At 66.8% G+C, this 21496-nt stretch carries 21 protein-coding genes; 11 read left to right on the plus strand and 10 right to left on the minus strand.

Annotated elements, in window-relative coordinates:
* The first annotated feature begins 49 nt into the window (after nt 1–49).
* The gene (locus HOV91_RS02590) at nt 50–676 is read left to right on the plus strand and encodes a TetR/AcrR family transcriptional regulator (RefSeq protein WP_174183794.1); all 627 of its coding nucleotides are present in this window, start codon (nt 50–52) and stop codon (nt 674–676) included.
* Nucleotides 677–690: 14 nt separating this feature from the next.
* Here HOV91_RS02590 and HOV91_RS02595 read toward each other — a convergent pair whose 3' ends face one another.
* On the minus strand, nt 691–1326 hold the full coding sequence (locus HOV91_RS02595) for a TetR-like C-terminal domain-containing protein (RefSeq protein ID WP_174183795.1): 636 nt from the start codon (nt 1324–1326) through the stop codon (nt 691–693).
* A gap of 387 nt (nt 1327–1713) precedes the next feature.
* Here HOV91_RS02595 and HOV91_RS02600 point away from each other — a divergent pair, with 387 nt between their 5' ends.
* From HOV91_RS02600 to HOV91_RS02610, 3 genes are all read left to right on the plus strand, one after another.
* Entirely contained in the window at nt 1714–2430 is a 717-nt protein-coding gene (locus tag HOV91_RS02600; RefSeq protein WP_174183796.1) for a TetR/AcrR family transcriptional regulator, read from the plus strand.
* Between the two features lie 23 nt (nt 2431–2453).
* A complete protein-coding gene (locus HOV91_RS02605) occupies nt 2454–3989 on the plus strand; it encodes an AMP-binding protein (RefSeq protein WP_312884440.1) in 1536 nt (511 codons plus the stop codon).
* Nucleotides 3990–4055: 66 nt separating this feature from the next.
* Entirely contained in the window at nt 4056–5315 is a 1260-nt protein-coding gene (locus tag HOV91_RS02610; RefSeq protein WP_174183798.1) for an acetyl-CoA C-acetyltransferase, read from the plus strand.
* A gap of 61 nt (nt 5316–5376) precedes the next feature.
* Here the strand turns inward: HOV91_RS02610 and HOV91_RS02615 are convergent, their stop codons facing one another.
* From HOV91_RS02615 to HOV91_RS02630, 4 genes are read right to left on the minus strand one after another with little or no spacing between them, the layout of a single operon-like run.
* The gene (locus HOV91_RS02615; protein WP_246349730.1) at nt 5377–5967 is read right to left on the minus strand and encodes a GTP-binding protein; all 591 of its coding nucleotides are present in this window, start codon (nt 5965–5967) and stop codon (nt 5377–5379) included.
* 16 nt (nt 5968–5983) lie between these two features.
* A complete protein-coding gene (locus tag HOV91_RS02620; RefSeq protein ID WP_174183800.1) occupies nt 5984–6358 on the minus strand; it encodes a DUF742 domain-containing protein in 375 nt (124 codons plus the stop codon).
* Nucleotides 6355–6765 carry a roadblock/LC7 domain-containing protein gene (locus tag HOV91_RS02625; RefSeq protein ID WP_174183865.1) on the minus strand — a complete coding sequence of 137 codons (411 nt, stop codon included), beginning with the start codon at nt 6763–6765 and terminating at the stop codon, nt 6355–6357. The genes HOV91_RS02620 and HOV91_RS02625 overlap by 4 nt, the downstream gene beginning before the upstream one ends.
* A 30-nt stretch (nt 6766–6795) precedes the next feature.
* Nucleotides 6796–9204, minus strand: coding sequence for a sensor histidine kinase (locus HOV91_RS02630; RefSeq protein WP_174183801.1), 2409 nt, complete (start codon nt 9202–9204; stop codon nt 6796–6798).
* Between the two features lie 260 nt (nt 9205–9464).
* On the opposite strand from HOV91_RS02630, the gene HOV91_RS40755 reads away from it, so the two are divergent.
* From HOV91_RS40755 to HOV91_RS02665, 7 genes are all read left to right on the plus strand, one after another.
* Complete coding sequence (locus HOV91_RS40755; RefSeq protein ID WP_174183802.1) at nt 9465–9968, plus strand: Zn-ribbon domain-containing OB-fold protein; 504 nt, start codon at nt 9465–9467, stop codon at nt 9966–9968.
* A complete protein-coding gene (locus tag HOV91_RS02640; protein WP_174183803.1) occupies nt 9965–11161 on the plus strand; it encodes a thiolase C-terminal domain-containing protein in 1197 nt (398 codons plus the stop codon). Before HOV91_RS40755 ends, HOV91_RS02640 begins: the two co-directional genes overlap by 4 nt.
* A 182-nt stretch (nt 11162–11343) precedes the next feature.
* On the plus strand, nt 11344–12123 hold the full coding sequence (locus HOV91_RS02645) for an SDR family NAD(P)-dependent oxidoreductase (protein ID WP_174183804.1): 780 nt from the start codon (nt 11344–11346) through the stop codon (nt 12121–12123).
* Nucleotides 12120–12956 carry an SDR family NAD(P)-dependent oxidoreductase gene (locus tag HOV91_RS02650; protein WP_174183805.1) on the plus strand — a complete coding sequence of 279 codons (837 nt, stop codon included), beginning with the start codon at nt 12120–12122 and terminating at the stop codon, nt 12954–12956. The genes HOV91_RS02645 and HOV91_RS02650 overlap by 4 nt, the downstream gene beginning before the upstream one ends.
* Nucleotides 12957–13011: 55 nt before the next feature.
* Entirely contained in the window at nt 13012–13788 is a 777-nt protein-coding gene (locus HOV91_RS02655) for an SDR family NAD(P)-dependent oxidoreductase (protein ID WP_246349732.1), read from the plus strand.
* The gene (locus HOV91_RS02660; RefSeq protein WP_174183806.1) at nt 13788–14366 is read left to right on the plus strand and encodes a nuclear transport factor 2 family protein; all 579 of its coding nucleotides are present in this window, start codon (nt 13788–13790) and stop codon (nt 14364–14366) included. The genes HOV91_RS02655 and HOV91_RS02660 overlap by 1 nt, the downstream gene beginning before the upstream one ends.
* On the plus strand, nt 14363–15355 hold the full coding sequence (locus tag HOV91_RS02665; RefSeq protein ID WP_312884441.1) for an LLM class flavin-dependent oxidoreductase: 993 nt from the start codon (nt 14363–14365) through the stop codon (nt 15353–15355). The genes HOV91_RS02660 and HOV91_RS02665 overlap by 4 nt, the downstream gene beginning before the upstream one ends.
* Nucleotides 15356–15376: 21 nt before the next feature.
* On the opposite strand, the gene HOV91_RS02670 is transcribed toward HOV91_RS02665, so the two are convergent.
* The 5 genes from HOV91_RS02670 to HOV91_RS02690 form a co-directional block, all read right to left on the minus strand.
* Entirely contained in the window at nt 15377–16540 is a 1164-nt protein-coding gene (locus HOV91_RS02670; protein ID WP_174183807.1) for an acyl-CoA dehydrogenase family protein, read from the minus strand.
* 86 nt (nt 16541–16626) lie between these two features.
* Nucleotides 16627–17331 (minus strand): TetR/AcrR family transcriptional regulator, encoded by a 705-nt coding sequence (locus HOV91_RS02675; protein WP_174183808.1) that lies wholly within the window; start codon nt 17329–17331, stop codon nt 16627–16629.
* An 855-nt stretch (nt 17332–18186) separates the two neighbouring features.
* Nucleotides 18187–19404: an amidohydrolase family protein gene (locus HOV91_RS02680; protein WP_174183809.1), complete on the minus strand. Its 1218-nt coding sequence runs from the start codon at nt 19402–19404 to the stop codon at nt 18187–18189.
* A 522-nt stretch (nt 19405–19926) separates the two neighbouring features.
* A complete protein-coding gene (locus HOV91_RS02685) occupies nt 19927–20319 on the minus strand; it encodes a pyridoxamine 5'-phosphate oxidase family protein (RefSeq protein ID WP_174183810.1) in 393 nt (130 codons plus the stop codon).
* A 516-nt stretch (nt 20320–20835) separates the two neighbouring features.
* On the minus strand, nt 20836–21462 hold the full coding sequence (locus tag HOV91_RS02690; protein ID WP_174183811.1) for a TetR/AcrR family transcriptional regulator: 627 nt from the start codon (nt 21460–21462) through the stop codon (nt 20836–20838).
* Nucleotides 21463–21496: the final 34 nt, after the last annotated feature.

Below are 21496 nucleotides of genomic sequence, written 5' to 3' on the forward strand. Positions count from 1 at the left end.
TCGGGTAGTGTCTGTCAACGGTGGAGGGAAATGAGCGACCAGGAGACGAATGAGCGGCGGTGGCGGTCGCACGGCGCGGAGCCGCCGAACCGGCGACGAGGTACGCGCCCGGTTGGTGGAAGCCGCCTGCGCGGTGTTCGCCGAGCAGGGCTACGCCGGCGCGTCGACCAAGGAGATCGCACAGCGGGCCGAAGTGACGGAAGTGTTGCTGTTCCGCCATTTCGGGAACAAGGCGGGGCTGTTCGACTGCGCCGTCCTGGACCCGTTCGAGAAGTTCGTCGAACAGTGGACTTGGCGGTGGTCCAGCCACGGCATACGCGGGGAGTCGGTGACGGAACAGGCCCGCGAATACGTCACCCTGCTCTATGAATTCTTCGACGACAACCGCCGGCTCGTGACCGCCCTGCTCGCGGCCCGCACACATCGCCCCGAAACCGCGGAGCGGTTGGAAAGCCTATTCGCCCGCCTCGAACGAACTGTGCGAGAGGGAGTCGCCGAGTACGGCCTGCCCACGCGCGATCCGGCGATCACCGTCCGGCTGACCTTCGGCATGGTGCTGTCGGTGGTGATCCACGCGGACCTGCTGTTCCCCGGCGAGGTCGCGTTGTCGCGCGCGGAAGCGATCGAAGAACTGACCCGCTACGTGTTGCACGGCGTCGCCCACCCTGATCGGTAGGCCTGGCGCACGACTTACTGCCGGTTGTCGGCACCGGGGCGACGGGCCAGTGCGGCGAACGTGTCGAGCACGGCGTCCAAATCGGTACCGAAGCCGTCGTCGGCGCTGACCGACCACTGCTCGACAACGGTCAACGCACCGACGAACGCCGCCGCGAGCGCCGTCGGATCGACGCCGGGTGCGAATTCATTCCGAGCGCAGGCACGCTCGAATACCGCGATTACCCGCTGGTTCCCCGGAATGATCACCGTACGCAGGACATGTGCATACAGCTCGGGATGCCGGGCCGCCTGCCCGGCGAAGGTGAACAGGACTTGCAGTCCTGCCCACGCTCCGGGCCGATCGAAGGCATCCACCAGGACACGCAACTCGCGGCGAAGGTCGCCGAGGTCGGGAACTTCCGGCCAAGTAGCGATGGAGGCGAGCGCGTCGACGACGAGTTCCTGTGCGCTCGACCACCGCCGGTAGAAGCCACTGTTGCCAACCTTCGCACGCCGCAGCGTGGCCGTGAGGCTGAACGCTTCGACCCCGACGGACACCAGTTCAGCCCTGGCCTCCCGCAACACCCGCCGCTCGACTGTGCAGTCCAGTGGACGACCGGTGCGCTTGCGGTCGGCCTCCGGCAGTCCCGCATTCTGCCGTGACACCATTCCTCGACTGTAGGCTATGGCCTGCTACGTACCGCGCAGCAGCCGCCAACGCTGAACACTGTCACGCTCGCGCAGTCATTCCCGCGACGACCTTCCCACCACTACCCGTGGCAGTTCATCGACGGTGACGTTCTCGCTCGCAACCTCGCGGGTAGTGATGCAGCCGGCCGCGACGACACCGGCGCGGGCTCGCGATCATCCTGCGAGTTCCGCCGGTGGCGCGCAGGCACCCCATATCAGCTCCCGCGACCCCGGAGGCTCGCATAGCGATCTGGATCATACCGGGGGACATCCGACAACTGTGACCTGGGTAACACTGTTGCCCGTCGAGCTGCTCGGCCTACATCATGTAGTAGAATTATCTATCGGATTAGACCGTAGTTCGCCATGATCAGGGGTGCAGAGTTGCAGCAGTCCGTCACCACCTACGAGAGTGGAAGACTTCATACAGACGACTACCACCCCTCGGTGCGAGACTCCGAGACGCAGCGGATCCTGGCCGCGGCATGGTCGGTGCTCGAACGCTCCCACTTCCGGTCGTTGAAGGTCCGCCAAGTCCTCGCCGCCTCGCACACATCGGCCAGCAACTTCTATCGCCGCTTCCCGAGCAAAGCCCACCTACTGCTCGCACTTCTGGAGGACGAGGTGCGAATCGTCCACCGCCGACTCCGGGATCGAATCGATCCCGACGCTCCGGTCACCGAACAGATGTACATGTGGCTGCATTGCAACATGGGCAGCCTCTACGACCAGGAACGCGCCCACCGAACGCGGCTGTTCTTGGACCAGGATCTGATGGAGGTCCTCCCCGAACAGGTCACCGCCTTGTACGGGATCTTCGACAAGCAATTGTCCGAAATCATCCGGCGGGGCATGCGCAAGGGCGAGCTCCCGCTGGGCGATCCCGAAACCGGCGCGATGCTCGTCGGACATCTGGTGCGCGGCGTGCTCACCAGCGGCCTGAACGGCGGGTTGCCGCCGGACGAACCCGACCTCGTGGCGTGCGTCCACGGCTTCGTGCTACGCGCGCTCGGCCATCCCAACCCCAACCAGTCTCGTACCAGCGAATGGTTGCGGGCAGACATTACCGATTCGAATCACTGAACGATCGCAGACGAGGAGAAGCCGTGCCCACCACCACGTTGGGTGACATTTCGAGAGAACACCGGCGGAGCTACCCCGGCACCACGGCCATCGTGGACGACCAGTATCGACTGACCTGGCCCGAGTTCGACGATCGGATCAACCGAGTGGCCCATGCGCTGCAAGCCGCGGGTGTGGGCGAGGGCGACCGGGTGCTCTGGCTGGGCCAGACGTCGTTCCGGGTGTTCGAACTGCTCGGCGCCTGCGCCAAGCTCGGGGCGATGGTCTGCCCGGCGAACTGGCGGCAGTCGGGCGAGGAGTTCGCGTTCGTCATCGACGACTTCGATCCGAAGGTCGTGGTGTGGCAGGACGAGGAAATCGGCGACGCCGTCCGCGACGCGCGCAAACTGACCCAGCGAGACCCGGTGTGGTGGCAGCACGACGCCACCGACGCGGGCAGCTACGAGGACGCCATCGCCGCCCACGGCACCGACGACCCGTGGGGCGCGGTGGATGTCGACCTTCCCGTCCTGGTGATCTACACCGCCGCGATCGCGGGTCGCCCGAACGGCTCGCTGCTGACCCAGCGCAACCTGCTGACGATGGGAGTGGAGGCGTCCTACCTGACCCGCTCGAGCCACGAGTCGGTCTTCCTCAACTCCGGCCCGCTGTTCCATATCGGCAACTTCCAGTGGGACGCCATGGCGGTCTACCTGCAGGGCGGCACCAACGTCTTCGCCAGGCGCGTCGAGGCCGAGGCGCTGCTGGAGATCATCACCCGTGAGGGCGTCACCTCGGCGTTCCTCATGCCGCCCACGATCATGCAGATGACCCAGCTCTACGACGCCGACAAACACGACGTGTCCAAGCTGCGCGGCGGTCCGTTCACCCCGCTGTGGAACGGCTTGCTGGCCCCGGACACCGCGCCGTGGGGGGCGACCCCGGGCGGCTTCGGACAGACGGAGGTCAGCGGTCTGGCGGTAGTGAACGGTCACGGCGGACGCGGGCAGGGCAACTCCGGCCGCCCGGTTCCGCTCGTCCGCGTGCGGATCGTCGACGCCGACGGAAACGAGCAGCCGATCGGCGAACCCGGCGAGATCGTCGTCGCCGGCGACGTGGTCCACGCCGGTTACTGGAACCGGCCGGAGATCAACGAGCAGCGGATGCGCGACGGCTGGTGGCACACCACCGACCTGGGCAGGCGCGAGGCCGATGGCACCATCCACTTCATCGGAACGATGACGCGGATGATCAAATCCGCGGCGGAGAACATCTACCCGGCCGAGGTCGAGAACTGCCTGGAGCAGCACCCCGCGGTGCGCGAGGCCGCGCTGATCGGCGTGCCCGATCCGAAGTTCACCCAGTCGGTGAAAGCCGTCGTCGCGCTCGTGGAAGGCGCCGAGGTGACCGCCGAGGAACTGATCGAGCACTGCCGCCAGCGCATCGCCTCCTACAAGAAGCCACGCACGGTCGAGTTCGTCGACGAGATCCCCCATCGCGACGGCGCCAAGGACTACGCGGCGCTGGACGAGATGTTCGGCGGCGGTGGCTATCCCGGCGGGGACAACGTCCGCGCCTGAACCAAGACCCGGCGCCGGCCCCGACGGGCCGGCGCCGTTCTCATTCACGACCGAAAAGGAGCCTTCATGGTGGACGCAGTGATCGTCGCCGCCGCACGCACCCCGATCGGCCGGGCCTACAAGGGCCGGACCAAGGACATGCGGCCCGACGACCTCACGGTTCAGGCGGTGCGCGCCGCGCTGGATCAGGTGCCCGCACTCGATCCGGCCGATATCAAGGACTTGCTGCTCGGCTGCGGCGCACCCGGCGGCGAGCAGGGCTTCAACATGGGTCGAGTCGCCGCGGTACTACTCGGGCTGGACACCGTTCCCGGGACCACGGTCACGCGGTACTGCGCCTCCAGCGTCCAGACCACCCGCATGGCGTTGCACGCCATCAAGGCAGGCGAGGGCGAGGTGTTCGTTTCCGCCGGCGTCGAGGCCATCAGCCGCGGCACCCGGGGGCACGCCGACACTCCCCCGGTTGCGGAGGGCGCCGACCCGCGCGACCGCGCGACCAACCCGTGGACCAATCCGCGCTTCCGTGACGCCCAGACTCGCACTGCGAAGCGAGCGACCGGCGGCGCGCCGGACTGGACCGACCCGCGCGAGGAGAGCGGACTCCCGGACGTCTACATCGCCATGGGACAGACCGCGGAGAACGTCGCGCAGTATCGCAAGGTCTCGCGCCAGGAGCAGGACGAGTTCGCCGCCCGCTCCCAGCGGCTGTACCAGGAAGCCGCCGACACCGGTTTCTGGGCCCGCGAGATCACGCCCATCACGCTGCCCGACGGCACCGTGCTGGACACCGACGAGAGTCCGCGCCCGGGCACGACACTGGAGGCACTCGCGGGATTGCGCCCGGTCTTCCGGCCGGACGGCACGGTCACCGCGGGCAACGCATGCCCGCTCAACGACGGCGCCGCCGCGCTGGTGATCATGTCCGACCGTGCCGCGCGCGACCGGGGGCTCACCCCGCTCGCGCGCGTCGTCGCCACCGGTGTCTCGGCGCTGTCGCCGGAGATCATGGGCCTCGGCCCGGTCGACGCCACCCGCGACGCGCTTGCCAACGCGGGCCTGACCATCGGCGACATCGACCTGTTCGAGATCAACGAGGCGTTCGCCGCTCAGGTGATCCCCTCCTACAAGGAGCTGGGAATTCCGCTCGACAGGCTCAATGTCAACGGCGGCGCCATCGCACTGGGCCATCCGTTCGGCATGACCGGCGCTCGCATCACCACGACCCTGATCAATTCGCTGCGCACCCACGACAAGCAGTTCGGGCTCGAGACGATGTGCGTCGGCGGTGGCCAGGGCATGGCCCTGATCATCGAACGGCTCAGCTGAAAAATGCCCGTGGCCGGTCCGTTCGGGACCGGCCACGGGACTCTGGCTTTGTCGAGCCGGGTCAGCTGTATCCGTCCACTCGGAGCGGCGACCCCGTCTGAGCCCGATCGGCCTGTACGAGAATGTGTTCCATCAAGGTCACCAAGATATCCTTGACCGATTCGCGACGACGCGCGTCGAACAGGCTGACCGGGACGTGCGGGTCGAGATCCAATCCTCGCCTCACCTCGTCCGGCGTGTACAGGTTGGCGTTGTCGAAGCAGTTCACGGCCAGCACGAAGGGCACCTGCCTGCTCTCGAAGTAGTCCACTGCGGCGAACGAGGCGTCGAACCGGCGGGTGTCGACCAGGACCACGGCGCCGAGCGCCCCGCGAGACAGCTCGTCCCACAGGAACCAGAAGCGATCCTGTCCCGGCGTTCCGAACAGGTACAGAACCAGCGCCTCGTTGAGGGTGATCCGCCCGAAATCCAATGCGACGGTGGTCGTGGTCTTCGATTCCACCCCGTCCAGATCGTCTACACCGACACTCAGTTCACTCAGCAGCTCTTCGGTGCGAAGCGGCCGCACCTCGCTGATCGTGGACACCAGCGTGGTCTTGCCGACCCCGAAACCGCCCGCCACCAATACCTTGACGGCGGTAACGGGCAGCATGTGCGGCTCCCGTAGATCAGAGTGCGCGAATTCCATCCAGTACCGTCCGAAGAAGATTGATGTCCGCCGAGTCGGCGTTCATGGGTCGCGGCGACCGGTAGGCGACGTAGCCGTCGTCGATCAGATCGCCGATCAGGATTTTGGTGACCGCCAGAGGCCTGCGGATCTCGGCCGAGATCTCCGCCACCGACTTGGGAACGCCGCACAACTGCAAGATCTCGCGGTACTCGGGCTCCAACCGGGTGAGTCCCAGGCCGGTCGACATCGTGATCACCAGGGTGATCATGTCCAGCTCGTGCCGGTTGCTCGTCGTGCGTCCGCGTGTCACCGCATAGGCGGGCACCAACGGCCCCGCGTCGTCATCGAACCAGGGTTCGCGAGGATCGGTCATGACAATCTATGGCCGCTGGTATGGCCGAAGTTCGGGCGTGGAGCCGCCGAGAGGAACGTGCCGACGCGCGCCACCGTCTGATTCATCTCGTAGGCGACCATGCCCATGTTCAAGTCGTCGCCCGCCAATACGGCCAGGCATGCGTTGTCCCCGGCCGAGGTCACGAACAGTACCGCCCGGTCGAGTTCGATGACCGATTGGCGAACCCCACCGACTCCGAAATGGCCGCCCGCGCTGCGGGCGAGCCCTTGCAACGCCGAGGCCATTGCGCAGAAATGTTCAGCATTCTCCCGGGTCAGGGCACTGGATTTACTGATCAACATGCCGTCGGTCGACAGGACGACGGCGCACTCGATTCCCGGCATGCGGCCGAGGAAATCGTCGAGCAGCCAGTCGAGGTTCTTCATCGTGTTGGCAGATGTCGTCACCGTGTGTTCTCACTCACTGTTCGTTGTCGGGAACGAGGGGGGCGGCGTAGCCCGGCCCTGGCGCGTGCCGCGCTCGATCGCGGAGAACAGGTCTCGCGCTTCTTCCGCGGAACGCTGCGGCGGCTGCCCCGCCGCAGCGTCCGGACCGGGCGTGCTGTTCGCCAGCTGCGGCGCCAGATGCGACTGGCGTTGTCGGCGCGGCAGTTCGGGCCGGGGATCTCCGCGATGCTCGAGCGGATCTACGCCTGCCGCGGTCCCTCTGCCGAGGCCCTGCCGATCGATCAAGCCGCGAGAGGGTTCTTGCGGCAGCGCCGCCTGCCGCCACGGTCTGTCCTGGGAGGGGGCGACGCTGTGGCCGGCACCGGAAAACGTATCCGGGGCGGACGGTGGCATGGCCGGGGTCGAGCCGGTGCGCACCAGCGGTTCGGAGATCGACCAGGCCGGTTCGCCACCATCCTCGCTGACGAGCAGCGACGCGGGGATCAGGACGACCGCCTTCACACCACCGTATTCGGACTCCGCAAGTCGCGCCGTCACGCCGATGTGACCGGCCAGCCGCGCCACCACGAACATTCCGAGCCGATTGTCGGTCGACAAGGCTGCCAGCGCGAAATCCGGTGGATTCGAGAGCGTTTCGTTCAGCGCCGCCAATTGCTCGGCAGGCATGCCGATTCCCTGGTCCACGACTTCGATCACCACGCCCCGGCCCACCGCGTTGCCGGACACCTCCACCCGGGAATCCGGCGGGGAGAACGATGTCGCGTTGTCGATGAGTTCGGCCAAGAGGTGGATCAGGTCGGCGATCACCCCGCCGGAGACCTTGACATCCGGCAGCCGCCCGACCCGCACGCGGAAGTAGTCCTGAGCCTCGGCGACAGCGCCGCGGACGAGTTCATCCAGCTGCACCGGATTTCGCCACTGCCGCCGCGGCTGCTCACCACCCAGAATGATCAGGTTCTCGGCGTTGCGGCGCTCGCGGGTCGCGAGGTGATGCAGCCGAAAGAGCAGGTCGAGGATCTTGGGATCCTCTTGGTCGTACTCCGCGTCGTTGAGCAATTTGATGTGCCGGTGCAGCACGACCTGGCTGCGGTGGGCGATGTTCACGAATACGGAGTTGACGCCCTCGCGCGTCCGCGCTTCCGTCGCCGCCGCGTTCACGGCCGCCAACTGAGCGCGGTTGAACGCGTCGGCGACCTGACCGATCTCGTCGGTACCGAAATCGAGCCGGGTCAATTCCTTCTCGATATCGACCGGCTCACCGCGGTTCAGCGCACCGACGATCGCGGGCAGCTTGTCGTCGGTCAGCGCAGTGGTCTCAGCGCGCAGCCGATGCAGCCGGCGAATCATTCTGCCGGACAATTGCAGCGTGGTCGCGAGTGTCGCGGCCGTGACGAGAAGCACCACCAAGCCGCCGAGCAACGAGTTACGGGCCCGGCTGTCGCCGAGCTCCTGGATGAACTCGGTGATGCGCTCGGCTTGGCCGGTCCAGAGCTCGAGCAACGCCTTGGACACCACCGCGATCGCTGCTTCCCAATCGGCGGTCGAGACAGGCAGCGCGCTGTCGTCCGTGCGCACCGGCTCACCACGGGTTCCGGAGCGGGACGACGGAACCGCGTCCTGGTCGGTCTGCGTGGAGTCCCCGCGCCGAACCAGGACGGTTTCGACCTCGCTGAGCGTACGCCACGCCGGCGACTCGCTCAGCGCCTTCCACTGCGCGCGGCCCTCATCGGTCAGGCTCGCGGGAAGCAGCTGCATCTGATTGCGATAGAAGCCGACCTGGCGACCGAACTCTTCGACCTCCGCGGGGGAAAGCCCGCCCGTCGCCTCCGCGGCGACCGCCAGATCGTGTGCGCGAGCCATGCTTTCCGCGGCCGTGAACAAGTCCAGCACGGTGCCGAAACCGATGGCGATCTCGGAATCCGGAGCACCGTGCGCGAACGATGCCATGGCTGCGCGAGCAGTGTCGGTGAGCTGGTTGTAGAAGGTGTACGAGTCGTCGACCGAGATCGTGTTCGTGTCGACTTTCGCTCGCACCGAGGACAGTTCGCGCGAGAGTCCGTCGAGCGCGGTCTGCGCACCGGCCGCCAAGCCCGCATCCTGATTCTCGAAAGCGGCTGCGGCATCGATGATCTGACGCAGCAACGTATCCACCTTCGGCCGCACATCCCGGAGATTCGCCGACAGTTCGGGATGACCCGCGATCCGCATCATGCTCATCCGGCGCTCCTGCTGGACGGTTTGGACGAACGCGAGTCCGGGCGAGGCGTGGGTCCGCATCTCGTCGGCCCAGTCGTTCAGTTGCTGTCCTTGCACCACGAGATAGGCCGCTCCCCCTCCTCCGATGACCAGAAGGGCGACGCTCGGAACGAGTGCGATCGCCAGCACGCGCGCTCGCAAGGTGCGGAAAGCCTTGAACACTGGCTCAACCTAGCCGGTTGCTTGTAGCTAAATCAATAAAATCGTTCATTTATTTTCAGCCATGGCCGCCCGCTTCCACCTCCTGATGGATTGCCAATGAGTAGCCGGACTTTTGGTTAGCGAAGCAAACCGATTCATCCCGCCGGTTGAACCGCGCGTTCTCGCAGGAGAACGCGGTTCGGCGCGCTACCCCTTCCGTCGGACGCCTCGCCGACCGAAGATCGAAGGCGGATAGCCAACCGTGAGACAAGGGAGTACATGTGGTCGACCGAGCATCGGCAGCAGGGGGCAACCTCTCCGGGGCCGCCGAGGACGCGTGTCCGCCCGCCGATGAGGAGGTCTTCCAGCGGTATCCCCGGATCCGGCTGGATCAGGTCAACGTCGAGTACTACCGCGGCCTGCTCACCCACACGCTGACGGCGGGCTGGTGTCCGCACTGCGCGCTGTGGCACACCCCGTTGCGTCCGATGTGTCCCTCGTGCTGGGCCACCGAGGTGACCGTCCGACCGGTTCAGGGCGCGGGGACGGTTCACCTGCTGACCCGCCTGCACCAAGGACCACCGGTCGTGGACTACTCGCCGCCATGGCCGCTCGCGGCAATCGAACTCGCCGAACAGCCGGGGCTGCGAATCGTGGCGCCGCTGGTGCAAACCCCGGACGCGCTGCAGCGCATCGGGCAACCCGTGGAACTGGTCTGGATCGACCGCGAAGGCGCGCCGTGGCCCGCGTTCCGCGCCGTGACCGGGAAGGAGAACGACCGATGAACCTCTCCACCCAGCGCAATCCGATCAAAGATCGCGTAGCCATCGTCGGCCTCGGACGCTCGGCCTACAGCCGGGACCGTGGCACGACCGAACTCACGATGGTGCTCGAGGCCGCGACGTCGGCGATCGGCGATGCGGGACTGACCGCAGCTGACATCGACGGCGTGGTGGGCGGCGGCCTGCACACCAACGGCATCGATCCCGCCGTGGTCGTCTCTGCCCTCGGGCTTCCCGCGGTGACCTGGTGGACCGGCGTCCGACCACCGATCGGCAATCACCTCACCGCGGCCGTCAACGCCGTATGGTCCGGCACCGCGAACGCGGTACTCGTCTATCACTCGATGTACCGACTCGGGCGTGAGCCGTTCCGGGCCAGGGCGGCCGCGGGGCTACCCGACGGTCGCGCGCTCATGGGCGACGGCCACACCGACTCGGAGCCGTGGGGAATGTTCGGGCCGACTGGTTACGCCGCCTGGGCCGCTCGCTACCTCCACACCTTCGCGCGCGACCGGAAGGACCTCGGCTTGGTCGCGCTCAACGGCCGCGCGGGCGCGGCGGAGAATCCCGGCGCGGTCAAGCGCGACCCGATCGATATGGCCGGCTATCTCAACGGGCGGATGATCCGCGAACCGCTGTGCATCTACGACATGGATGTCCCGGTGGACGGCGCCGACGCGTTCGTGGTGACCACCGCCGAACGAGCTCGGGACCTGCAGGCAACCCCAGTTCTGGTGCACGCGCTGTCGATGGGCATGACCGCCCATCCCGAAGAGCACCTGACCGCGGGCCTGGATCACACCGGGCAGACGGTGGCGTCGCAGGCGCTGCTGGCACGCAGCGACCTGGCCGTGGACGACTTCGACGTGCTGTTCCCCTACGACGGCTTCTCCATCATCACCCTGCACTGCTTGGAGTCCTACGGGTTCTGCAAGCCCGGCGAGGCCGGCGACTTCCTCGCCCAACACTGGGATCAGAGCCGCCACCGCGTCCTGATCGATGGCCGGGTGCCGATCAACCCGCACGGCGGCAGCCTGTCCGAGGGCGGTTCCCAAGGTGCAGGCCATCTGCGCGAGGCGGTGCTGCAACTGCGCCAGGACGCCGGCGACCGGCAAGTCGGCGGCGCGCAGTCGGCGCTGCTGTCACCCGGCGGATTGTTCTTCAACGCCCAGGGCATCGCGCTGCGTGCGGGCTGAGCGTGCTCCCACCGGCGTCCGTACTGTCCAGCCCGCATCGCAGCGGAGGGTCTGCCGGTTGAGCGTCGAAACGTCGAGCCTCAGCGCCACGCTGAGCTGAGTGATCGACATGGGCGCTCCGGCAGCGATACGGGACAACTTCATCGTGCGGACAACCGACAACAGCGAGAGCGAGGCCGATCATGAACGGACGATTCAGCGACCAGGTGGCATTGGTCACCGGCGCGGGTTCGGGAATCGGGCGCGCGTCCGCTCTGTTGCTGGCGCGGGAGAACGCGGCCGTCGTGGTGAACGACATCTCCGCTGACAACGCGGCGAAAGTGGCGGACGAGATCCAGGCGCTCGGCGGCGAAGCCCAGGTGGTCGCCGGTGACGTCACCGCACCGGGATTCGTCGACGAGATGTTCGACGCCGCTTTGCAGCGATACGGCCGGATGGACATCGTGCACAACAATGTCGGTTTCGGCGGAAACAAATCCATCGCCGACACCGATGACGAGACCTGGCGGCACGGTTTGGACGGAAATCTCGGTGCCACGTTCCGTGGCGTGCGAGCAGCCATTCGGGTAATGGCGCCGATGCGGCGGGGAGTAATTGTCAACACGGCCTCGGCGGCGGGTCTTCGCAAAGTTCCAGGAGTGGTTCCCTATTACGGCGTGGCGAAGGCAGGCGTTGTTCAACTGACGCGCGAGGCCGCGGTAGAAGCCGGCGAGTTCGGAATTCGCGTCAACGCGGTCGTCCCTGGCGCGGTCCGCACGCCCGCCTTCGAGTCGTATCTGGGCGTCGAACGCTTCGAGCGCTATGTGGAGCAACTGCCGCTGCGCCGGATGGCCGAGCCGGAGGATATCGCCCACGCGGTGGCCTTCCTCGCCTCCGATGCAGCGGCCGCGATCACCGGCATCGCGCTCGCCGTCGACTCCGGCATCAGCGCCGTCATGCACCAGCCGGTGATGGACCGGTGAGCACACCGGGAGCGGCCGTGCCGAACGGCCCGCTGAGTGGCAGGGTGGCGCTGGTCACCGGCGCCGGGCGCGGGCTCGGCGCGTCCCATGCTGCCGTGCTGGCGGCGGCCGGTGCGGCAGTGGTGGTGAACGATGCTTCGCTGTCCCTCGACGGAGTGTCCCGGGAGCACGTGGATGTCGCGGGCGCCGTCGTCGAGACGATCACCGCCGCAGGCGGAATCGCCACCGCCGACCGCTCGGACATCTCGCGATTCTCCGGCGCGGAGCAGGCCGTGGCGTGCGCGCTGGAGACCTTCGGACGACTCGACATCGTGATCAACAACGCCGGAATCATGTCGGCCTCGAAGGTGACCGGTCTGTCCCAGGAGGACTTCGACCGGGTTCTCGCCACGAATGTGACAGGAAGCGTGGGAATCGCCCGGGCGGCATTCGCGCCGATGCGCGATCGCCGCTACGGCAGGGTGGTCAATACGGTGTCCGAAGCAGCGCTCGGAACCGGGTATCACGCCGGAGTCGCGTATGCCGCATCCAAGGCAGCGCTGTGGGGATTGACCATGGCTCTCGCCGACGAAGGCGCGCCCTACGGCATCACCGTGAACGCGGTGTCGCCCGGCGCACGCACCCGGATGTCGCGCGATCACCTCGATCGGGTCGGGAGCACGTTGGATCTGGACCCCGCGCACGTATCCCGGGTGGTGCTCGCACTGGTCGCCGAATCGGCAGGAGACATCACGGGCCGGGTCGTCCACGCGGCCGGTGGGGCGGTGCGTGAATACAGGCTCGAGCGTCACTCCGACACGCCGCTCATCGCGAATCTCACCCAATTCGGGTGAGCACGTCCCCGGGCGGCGGGAGTTTCCGTCGTGGCCGGGCAGAACGGAAAGGTAGATGATGGATTCCGCCGAGACAGTAGCCCGCCCGGGCCGATTGAGCGGCAAGGCCGTCCTGGTCACCGGAGCCGGTCAAGGGATCGGCCGCGGCGTCGCGCTGGCTCTGGCCCGCGACGGTGCGTCGATCGCCGCCGTCGGTCGCACCCTGGCGAAATGCGAGAAGGTCGTCGGCGAGATCGCCACGTTCGGCGGAAAGGCCATCGCGCTGGACTGCGACGTCACCGATCGCGACCAGATCGAGCACGCGATCCATGCCACCGCCGCGGAATTCGGCGGTCTCGACGGACTGGTGAACAACGCGCAGTCCTCGACCCAAGGTCCGCTGGCCGACGTCACCGAGGACGACGTCGAAGTGTGCTTCCGCAGCGGTCCGCTGGCGACATTGTGGGCGATGCAGGCCGCGCTCCCGCTGCTGCGTGAACGCGGCGGCGGGTCGATCGTCAACTTCGGGTCGAGCACGGCGATCAACGGGGCCCCGCTGTTCGGCGCCTACGCGATGGCCAAAGAAGGCATCCGCGGACTTTCGCGGGTGGCTGCCAGGGAATGGGGCCGCTACGGGATCCGGGTGAATGTTGTTGTGCCGACCGCGCTTTCTCCCGCCGCCGAACAGTTCCGGGAGGAACAGCCGGAGCGCTTCCAGCAGCACGTGCGGCGGTTACCGCTGGGCCGGATGGGCGATCCGGAGGCCGATATCGGTCGTGCTGTGGCCGCCTTGATGAGCGACGATCTGGCCTACCTCACCGGTGACACGGTGATGTTGACCGGGGGCGAGTGATGGACCCGTCGGTCTTGGCACGGCGGCTGGCCCGGGCGGAGGCGCGCTGGGAGATCGGGCAGTTGCCGATCCGGTACGCGTTGGCGGTCGATCAGCGCGATGTCGGCACCTGGCTGTCGCTGTTCGTTCCGGACGTCCACCTCGGCCGGCACGGATCCGGCCGGGAAGCCTTACGCGCGGTCATCGAACCGCAGCTGCGCTGGTTCTATCGGTCGATCCACCTGATCTGCGGTCACCAGATCGAGCTGGGGCCGGATCTGGACGACGACGGACCCCAGACCGCCAGTGGGCATGTCTACTGTCGCGCCGAACACGAGGTGCACGATCGGTGGGTGGTGATGGCGATCCGCTACGACGACACCTATCGCCGGGTCGAGGGAAAGTGGTTGTTCGAAAGACGGATCGAGCGCCACTGGTATGCGGCGGATCTACTCGAGCGCCCGCAGGAGGCCGAATTCGACAGCTGGCGAGTGGGACCGGCGCCCGCCCTACCCGCGCTGGAGTCGTCGTGGGCCGCGTTCTGGCCCGCGGAAGCCCCGGCTCCGACGACCAAACCCACCAGTGGAGGATTGCCGTGACCAACCCGACGACCAAAGGCTCGATCGATGTCGGCCTCTATTTCGACCTGCGGAACCCGCCGCACCGCGAGGGCTCGGCTGCCCGGTTGCACGGCTTCACTCTCGAGATGTGCGAGGAGGCCGACCGGCTCGGAGCTGGGTCGCTGTGGTTCTCCGAGCACCACCTCTTCGACGACGGCTACCTGACGCAGCCGCTGACCTTCGCCGCCGCCGCGGCCGCCCGCACCCGGCGGGCGCGCCTCGGCACTGCCATCCTGATAGCGCCGTTGCACTCCCCGGTCGAGGTCGCCGAGCAGGCAGCCCTGGTCGACCTCATCTCCGACGGGCGGCTGGACCTCGGCATCGGAACGGGCTACCGGAAGCCGGAATTCGAGCTCTACGGCGCCTCCGACCGGCAGCGCTACGGCAGGACCGACGACATGGTCCGGCGACTGCGACAGCTGTGGTCCGAAGGGGGTGTCACGCCGGGACCCGTGCAAGATCCGATCCCGGTCTGGCTGGGCTACCACGGCCCTCAGGGCGCGCGACGCGCCGGCTTGCTCGGAGCGCCCCTGCTGACCCCGCATCACGAGAGCTGGCCCGCCTATCGCGACGGCCTGGTCGCCGGGGGCTTCGACCCCGCCATCGCACGCATGGGCGGCGGGGTCCAGGCCTGGGTCACCGAGGATCCCGAACGGGACTGGCCTTTGGTGGCGCCCTACATCGCCTACCAGGTCGACTCGTACCGACGTCACATGGTCCAGGGCACGGACGCGCCGCCGCCGAAACCGGTGGACCCGGCGAAGCTCGCGACGCGTGAACCGCGCGGCCCGCTGTCGTACTTCTGGTTCGGTACCCCGGAGGAGATCGCCGGTCGTATCCGCGGCCTTGTGAAAGACGCCCCCACCTCCACTGTGTACCTGTGGGGATCGGTGGGCGGAATGCCCGAGCCGATGGTCGCCGAGCATGTCCGGACGGTCTGCACCCGACTGGCTCCGCTGCTGCGCTGACGCCGGGCTCGACTGATCGCTCTACCGTCGCACCGGAAGGCCGAGGACGTGCTCGGCGAGGTAGTTGAGCGCGAATTCGTTACTGACCGGCCCGGATCTGGCGAGCCGCGCGTCGAGATAGAGATCGAGCCAGCCATGGCGCTCGTCCCAGGCTTCGGCGCCCAGTACCTGCATCGCGTGATCGGCGCTGTCGAAAGCCAGATCTGCGGCCAGCACCTTGGCGGCATTGGCATCGGCGGCCGCGTTCTGGTCGTCATCGGCGTCGATCCGGGCGGCAGTGCGCCGAACCAGGAGACCGACGGCGGCCGATCGCGCGTGCAGGTGTGCCAGCGGATGCGCGAGCGCCTGGTTCGCGCCGATCGGCTCGCTCGCGATGACCCGGCTCTTCGCGTGTGCGACCGCGTGATCGAGGCAGTGCCGGGCCATGCCCGTGCAGATGGCGGCGGTGAGAACCCGCTCGACGTGCGTGAACGGCCACAGGGTGAGCAAGCCTTGCCCTGGGACGCCGACCACCGCGTCCGCGACCACCGCGTCGAAGTCGAGCTGGAACTGGCGGACGCCCTCACGGAAACGCATGGGCACCTCGGTGACCGTGACGCCAGGAGCCCGCGGATCCACCAGCACGGTGGTGTACCCATCAGACCCACGCCCGAAGACCAGCAGCCGGTCGGCCAGGTCCACGCCGGAGGTGATCCTCTTGCGCCCGGTGACGACGAATCGTCCGTCGTCCTCGCGTATCTCGGTGCGCACACGGAAAAGGTTGTGGCCGGCCTCCGGCTCGGTTGCCGCCATGCCCAGCTGGGCTGTGCCCGCCGCGATCCGGGGCAGCCATGTGCCGCGCAGCGTGTCGGAGCCGACCCGGTCGATCGCCCACCCGATGGCCGCGGACAGCGCCGGCATCCACAAGACGATGCCCTGCTCGGCGAACGCCTCCAGCACCAGCGCCGCACCGAGCAGCCCCAGCCCGCTTCCCCCGGACTTATGGTCCAATATCGCGCCAGGCCAACCGTTTTCGCAGAAAGCCCGCCACAGCCCGGGATGAATTTCGGCGTGCTCCAGCGTATGCCGCCGGACCGCCACCGCCTCGGGCGCGAACTCGGCGGCCACCAGGCGCGCCCGGTCCTGGATGGAACGGTACTCCGGGGAAAGCTCGAACAGCTGGGTTGCGGTCGCGGCGAGGGTCATCTTCAACTCCCAAGTGGGTCTGGTTGTCGCACAGTCGGATCGACAACAGAGTAACACTCCGGAGCAAAGCTCGGTAGGATGTCGATTCAGCCTCGCGGCCCGTCCAGAGGTGCGTCCACTTCGGCCACGCCCACGACCGACCCCACCGCGTCCAGGAGTTCGACGCGTATCCGTCCGACCACCGGGTACGGCGCGTTTTCGATCCGCGAGGCCGGACTTCCGGACAGTCCTGCCACGGCCGCTGCTGTCAGATCATCGGCATATGCCTGGAGCGATCCCGGAAGCTGGCCCGCCAACCACTGCTGCGCGAGCGCGTGCGCCGGGCCGGTGACGACCGCTGCCACCAGCGCCATCGACAGCTCGCGCGCTTCACCACGACGGACGAACGGTGCCAGCCATTCCCGCCAGGCAGCGCCGATCTCCTCGTTCATCGCCCGCAACCGCTCCCCCGGCTCGCTGGCCCAGTCGAGCCTGCCCTGTGCGTACACGAACCGTGCGCGGGCCGGATTCGCCTCCACCCACGACAACTGCCCGCGGATAACCCCGCCGACACCCTCCGCCAGCGTCGCCGGTCGCACCGCCAGCACCTCCCGGTAGCCCTCGTGCACCGAACGCATCGAGTCCACATAGAGCGCGCCGGCTATTGCCTCCTTACTGCGAAAGTGATGAAACAGTGCACCATTCGACACGCCGCTGCGTTCCCGGATCCGGGCGATCGTCGTGCGCTCATATCCCTCGTCGGAAAAGCACTCGAGCGCGGCCAGTAGAACTCGATCACGGATGCTGCTCACACCGAAACAGAGTAACGCTCCGACATCCGGCCGGGAGCTCCGAGGCCGACCGAAAAGTTGACACCCATCGGCAGCATCACCTGCACGACGTACTTGCAGTGCGGCCGGGCATCCGTCTCGTGAAGCTTTGCTGGTTCAACTCGGGATCAACGTCGGCAGGCCCCGGCGCGTAGGAAGCGCCGGGGCCTGGGATATCGAGGGGGTTTCACGTTTCCGTCGGTCAGCCGGTGGGGCCGACGTCAGGGACCGCGCCCGGCAACAGTCCGGGACACGGAATCTGGGAAGAGCTGTTCAGTGACCACCTCCTGGATTGCCGGTCGGTCCTGCGGTATGTCGTCATCCCCTCCGGCGGCCCGGCCGACTGCACCGGGTTCTCTCCTCCGCCGGAGGGGACGGTCAATCTTGCTTCCGGTGCAGGTCACCTGCCCGGCCAACCAGACTTCTCATCTCCAACGACAGAGAATATATACCCGATCTCCCCGAATGTCTACACTCCGCACTACAGACTTTCTCCGGCCCGGGTGGTGCCTTTCCGCGGAGTCGTCGGCGCGGTTCTTCGAGGAGCGCTCGAATCGCGCCCTGGCCGCGGCCTTCGACACTGCCCAGCGGACGGGGATTCGAGGTTCTCGGGACACGCCGCAACGGTGATCGGCAGGTCGGACCACAGGGTGGCTACGGCCACCCATCACGGGTAGGGCCGATCGAGGGGCGGTTGCCACACGAACGACCTTCCGATCTGGCCGTCACCTGGTCCGCACGGCGGCGATCTTCGTCGCGACGGCGGTACTCGGTGGGCCCCCACGCCACCATCGCGCGCATCCAGTTCCGGCGATGGTGGCGTAGTTCGGTAGGTGATCAGCTGGGCGATCCTGCGGGGACCCGCGAACCGAGCAGATCGAGGGCGTTGTCGCGCATCACCTTTCGCGTGTCCTCGTAAGAGAACTCCGGAAACTGTGGGATATCCGCGGTGAAGGTCGTCGGATCGGCGAGCCCTTCGCCGTGCGGCCAGTCGGAGCCGAACAAGACCTTGTCCACGCCGATGGTCTCGGCGAGCAGTTTGACATCGTCCTCGTAGTAGGGCGCGATCCAGACGTTGTTCTTCAACTGCTCCACCGGATCCTTCTTGAAGTGATACGGCGCGGTGTTCGCCGCCTTCTTCAAACGCTTGATCAACCGGTAGACGAAATACGAGCCGTTCTCGATGCTGGCTACCTTGAGCTTCGGGTGGCGGGTGAACACCTGGTGCACGATGAGCGAGGCCATCGTGTCGTGAATGGCGCGGTCGTCGAGCAGGATTTGATCGAGCGGATCCTTCTTGCCGAAGCCTTCGAACGTCGCCTTACCACCCCACAGCGCGTTGATAGCGAGATATCCACTGTCGGACAGATGGAATCCCACCGGCACGCCCGCTTCGGCCAGACGCGCCCACACCGGATCGTGCAACGGATCGCCGAGGGAACGCGGACGAGTATCACCGGGTACCGGCGCGGGGCGGACCAGCACCATCTTGGCGCCACGGCCCAGCACGAACTCGACCTCCTCGACCGCCCCCACCGGATCGGCGAGCGAGATGATCGGCGCCGAGATGATTCGATGATCGGGACGATCGAAGCCCCAGTCCTCGTCGAGCCACAGGTTGAACGCGTGCACCGAGGCCATCGTGGCGGGGATGTCGTGCTTGAGCGCCTCCTCGACACCGCACGCGAAGGTCGGCAGCATGAAGACCGTCTCCAGACTCTGCCGGTCCATGACCGTCACACGTGCGTCGCGATTCTGATACTCCGGGTGATCGGCCAAACGGTCCACCTTCATCAACGAGGCCGGATCCACCCCCTCGGGAATCTCGCCACGAAACAGCAGATCGAGACAGCCCGGCTCGATGATCGGATCGAAGGTCGGGTTCGGAACGAAGTTGTTGACCTTCCCACCGATTACCGCCAGGGTGCGCTTGCCATCGCTGACCATCTGCACGCCCCGGCTCTTGAACTCTCGGGGCAAGTGCCGAGTGAACGCATCCAACGGCTCGTAGTAGTGGTTGTCGACATCAACTGCCAGATAGTCCAGCTTCGTCATTTCTTTTCCTTCAGTTCTGGAGTGTCGAAGTTCTGTGGGCTCGACGGGCTGGTGACAACGGAAGATCGGTGCGCGGACACCTTCCGAGAAGTCGCCTCGATCATGCCGAGCCGACCTCAGCGGCCCTCGCAGCGCGCGTTTCTCACCGCGAGTTCGTGTCGAACACACTTCGTACGACACCGTTGGCAGTCCCGCGGCTCGACGGTGGCGCCGAACAGCGGGTGACTGTCGGTCGCGCCGATCGAACCACCGACATCGGCGTCTTCACTGGGCGCGTCATCGGCGAAACCGGTCGATCGAGCGCTCGACGTCCGTCATGGACATACCTATCGAGACCTCCTCGCAGACCATCCGCAGCCATCCACGTATCTCTTACGGTATACCTTTCGGTATCACTTCTGGCAAGTCTGGTCCAAGGACATCGACGGTCCTTGTGTCACACAGTGCCGCAGGGACGCCTGCCGCCACGACCGCGTGGACAGCCCACGCACGTGCAGCGAGCCCGAATCAATTGGTAGACAATTACTTTGCTATGAATCGGGTAGCGTCGAGAATCAAGACGACTCGATCGTACACATCGTCGGGTAATCCGCCCTCGGTGTCACCGTAGAGGTCGCTGAGCTCACGATAAAATTCACCTTCGGCGTCGGCCAGGACTGTGATCAGCCACCCTTGCGTCTCCAAGGACCGCGACGGCACATCCGGATCGGTGACGAGAAAGGAGTAATTGGGATTCGCCTGCAAGCTCGTGAACTTGCGCCGCGGGATCGTATGACTCATGCGCAGGCGCGCGCCATCCCATTTGAAGCGCATCGGCGACTGATCCGGGGAACCATGCGGGGTTACGGTGGCGAGAATACCGACAATCGGCCGCCGAAGAAGGTCCTCGTATCCGGCAGGCACTTTCGAGATCATGACTGACTCCACCATTGGTTCGCAGTGAGATATACCGATTTCTTATCCGTCAGGTCGGCCCAGCTGTCGGCCCCGCGACGAAGCCGCCGGTCTCCAGCACCCCCGCCGCCTGCCCTTCTATGCATCCCCGGCCTTCGACGCCAACTACATCCCCGAGGACGCAGGACACCGCCCCTCACCCGACGGCGAGGACACCATAACACTTGACGATATTACAGTAGATACTACGGTATTGACTGCAATAGTGAGCTGCCGCGGCACCGGTTCGTCGACGCCGACCGATCGGCACGGACAGCTCAACGCGTGGCGCGACGAGATGCGGCTCGCGGCGGAGGGACGCAGTGGCAACAGCGTGCGTCCGGGAGCGCAGGCGTCGACGGCGACGGTCACGCCCGATTCGGCGAGTCGCACGCGGAGTAGTCTCGCCCGACCCCGGCGATCGGAGTGTGAGCGCGGCCGAGCGGTCCGAAGGTGGCGAGCACCCCCGCCGGCGCGGTTCCCGCGATATCGACGTTGTCAGCCCAGGCTGCGGGGGGCGGGCGCGTCGGCCCACGCGCGGATCGCCGGCGCAAGCCAGCGGCGCAGGAACTCACGGAGTTCGTCGGGACCGCGCGGCGGATCGCCCGGGTCGGACAGGAACGACTGGACCGCACGCAGGGCCCATTCGACGAGTTCATCGAAGGTGTCGGAAGTCAGCGCCATTTCGGTCCAGTTGATGGACGTCTTCTCCAGCAGGACGTTCGTGCCGATCTCTCGTGCGGTGTCGGAGGTGACGGCACGCAGCAGGGTATGCGACGGCTCGTCGAGCACCAGCCGCAGATACGGCTCGTGGGGTACCTGGGTCACGGTGTAGACCACGCCCTCGATGACGGCTTCGGCGAGGTCGTCGACGGCGCGCAAGCGATCTGCGATAGCTCGCAGGAACCGTCGGATGCCCTCGGCGGAGGCTGTCCGAAGGAGCTCGGCGGTGCTGGGAAAGTACCGGTAGACGGTCGCCCTGCTGACCCCGAGATCGGCGGCGACGTGCGCGATGGTCGTCTGCGCGCCGTGCCGTGCGATGCAGTGATGGGTGGCGGCCAGTATGCGCGCCATCGCCTCCTCGTCAGAACGCGGAGGTTCACCTCGCCAGCCGTGCGTGCGCATACCTGCAATCTAACGCCCGCATCGACACTGGACA

This window comes from Nocardia barduliensis (genome assembly GCF_013315795.1).
Lineage (GTDB): Bacteria > Actinomycetota > Actinomycetes > Mycobacteriales > Mycobacteriaceae > Nocardia > Nocardia barduliensis.

What these genes read in the sequence shown, in the direction of transcription:
- HOV91_RS02610 (WP_174183798.1), top strand. Translation starts at nt 4,056, where the DNA reads ATGGTGGACGCAGTGATCGTCGCCGCCGCACGCACCCCGATCGGCCGG.
- HOV91_RS02615 (WP_246349730.1), bottom strand. Translation starts at nt 5,967, where the DNA reads ATGCTGCCCGTTACCGCCGTCAAGGTATTGGTGGCGGGCGGTTTCGGG.
- HOV91_RS02670 (WP_174183807.1), bottom strand. Translation starts at nt 16,540, where the DNA reads ATGACCCTCGCCGCGACCGCAACCCAGCTGTTCGAGCTTTCCCCGGAG.
- HOV91_RS02640 (WP_174183803.1), top strand. Translation starts at nt 9,965, where the DNA reads ATGAACCTCTCCACCCAGCGCAATCCGATCAAAGATCGCGTAGCCATC.
- HOV91_RS02690 (WP_174183811.1), bottom strand. Translation starts at nt 21,462, where the DNA reads ATGCGCACGCACGGCTGGCGAGGTGAACCTCCGCGTTCTGACGAGGAG.
- HOV91_RS02590 (WP_174183794.1), top strand. Translation starts at nt 50, where the DNA reads ATGAGCGGCGGTGGCGGTCGCACGGCGCGGAGCCGCCGAACCGGCGAC.
- HOV91_RS02600 (WP_174183796.1), top strand. Translation starts at nt 1,714, where the DNA reads ATGATCAGGGGTGCAGAGTTGCAGCAGTCCGTCACCACCTACGAGAGT.
- HOV91_RS02685 (WP_174183810.1), bottom strand. Translation starts at nt 20,319, where the DNA reads ATGATCTCGAAAGTGCCTGCCGGATACGAGGACCTTCTTCGGCGGCCG.
- HOV91_RS02625 (WP_174183865.1), bottom strand. Translation starts at nt 6,765, where the DNA reads ATGAAGAACCTCGACTGGCTGCTCGACGATTTCCTCGGCCGCATGCCG.
- HOV91_RS02655 (WP_246349732.1), top strand. Translation starts at nt 13,012, where the DNA reads ATGATGGATTCCGCCGAGACAGTAGCCCGCCCGGGCCGATTGAGCGGC.
- HOV91_RS02660 (WP_174183806.1), top strand. Translation starts at nt 13,788, where the DNA reads ATGGACCCGTCGGTCTTGGCACGGCGGCTGGCCCGGGCGGAGGCGCGC.
- HOV91_RS02645 (WP_174183804.1), top strand. Translation starts at nt 11,344, where the DNA reads ATGAACGGACGATTCAGCGACCAGGTGGCATTGGTCACCGGCGCGGGT.
- HOV91_RS02680 (WP_174183809.1), bottom strand. Translation starts at nt 19,404, where the DNA reads ATGACGAAGCTGGACTATCTGGCAGTTGATGTCGACAACCACTACTAC.
- HOV91_RS02595 (WP_174183795.1), bottom strand. Translation starts at nt 1,326, where the DNA reads ATGGTGTCACGGCAGAATGCGGGACTGCCGGAGGCCGACCGCAAGCGC.
- HOV91_RS02620 (WP_174183800.1), bottom strand. Translation starts at nt 6,358, where the DNA reads ATGACCGATCCTCGCGAACCCTGGTTCGATGACGACGCGGGGCCGTTG.